The organism is Pseudomonas sp. O39 (assembly GCF_045447295.1).
GTDB lineage: Bacteria > Pseudomonadota > Gammaproteobacteria > Pseudomonadales > Pseudomonadaceae > Aquipseudomonas > Aquipseudomonas antarctica_A.
In genome coordinates this window covers 1-1,111 of record NZ_JBJGXV010000062.1, presented here as the reverse complement: position 1 = coordinate 1,111, position 1,111 = coordinate 1, and the positions used below count along the sequence as shown (strand labels likewise).

At 56.9% G+C, this 1,111-nt stretch carries 1 protein-coding gene; it reads right to left on the bottom strand.

Annotation, left to right across the window (positions count from 1 at the left end; translation table 11 throughout):
- A partial coding sequence (locus ACI77D_RS29290) for an immunoglobulin-like domain-containing protein (RefSeq protein ID WP_407018097.1) occupies window positions 1-1,111 on the bottom strand: 1,111 nt, incomplete at both ends.

Sequence of the window (1,111 nt, the reverse complement as noted above, 5' to 3'; positions counted from 1 at the left end):
ATTGGTGATGTTGGTCACCAAGGCGCCGTTTTTATCCACAAGGCTGGCGGTGTAGACGATATTGCCGCCTTCGCCAACGGTGGTGGTAGCGGTCAGAACCACATCAACCTTGTCGATGGTGTCGTTGATCGTGGTGGTCGCACCGTTGCCTGCAACTTCCAACTTCTCGAAGTTACCGCCAGCAGCGTCAGTGATCTTGACGGTCTGTGTGCTCTTGTCGATGAACACGTCATCGCTAGGTGCTGGGACAGTCACCGTGCCGACGGTGTCACCGGCTTTGATGGTGATCGTCGAGCCGTTGTCGAGTTTCAGGGTGACGTCAGTACCCGCTTTATTGGAAAGCGTAGCGGTGTACGTAATCTGACCACCCTCGTTGACTGCGCTTGGCGCGGTCAGCGTTACGGTGGTGGTGTCCGCAGTGCCTGGAGTATCAGTGACGGTGGTGTTCACCGGCGTAGTGCCCGGCACCAGGTTTTCGAAGTGCTCGCCGCCAGTCACGCCTTTGATAGCGGTCGTTACGGTTTGATCGCCTTTGTACACGTCGTTCGGCGCCACGGTGGTGACGGTGCCGCTCGACTGGTTCACACCGATAGTGATGGTCTGGCCGTTATCCAGAGTGACGGTCAGCGGATTAGTGATGTTAGTCACTGCCGCGCCGTTTTTATCCACAAGGCTGGCGGTGTAGACGATATTGCCGCCTTCGCCAATAGTGGTAGTGGCAGTCAGAACCACATCAACTTTGTCGATGGTGTCGTTGATCGTGGTGGTCGCGCCGTTGCCAGCAACTTCTAACTTCTCGAAGTTACCGCCAGCAGCGTCAGTGATCTTGACGGTCTGAGTGCTCTTGTCGATGAACACGTCATCGCTAGGTGCTGGAACAGTCACAGTGCCGACGGTGTCACCGGCTTTGATGGTAATCGTCGAGCCGTTGTCGAGTTTCAGGGTTACGTCAGTGCCCGCCTTGTTGCTCAAGGTCGCGGTGTACGTAATCTGACCGCCTTCGTTGACTGCGCTTGGCGCGGTCAAAGTGACGGTGGTGGTATCAGCGGTGCCCGGTGTGTCGGTGACGGTGGTGTTCACCGGTGTAGTGCCCGGCACCAGGTTTTCGAAA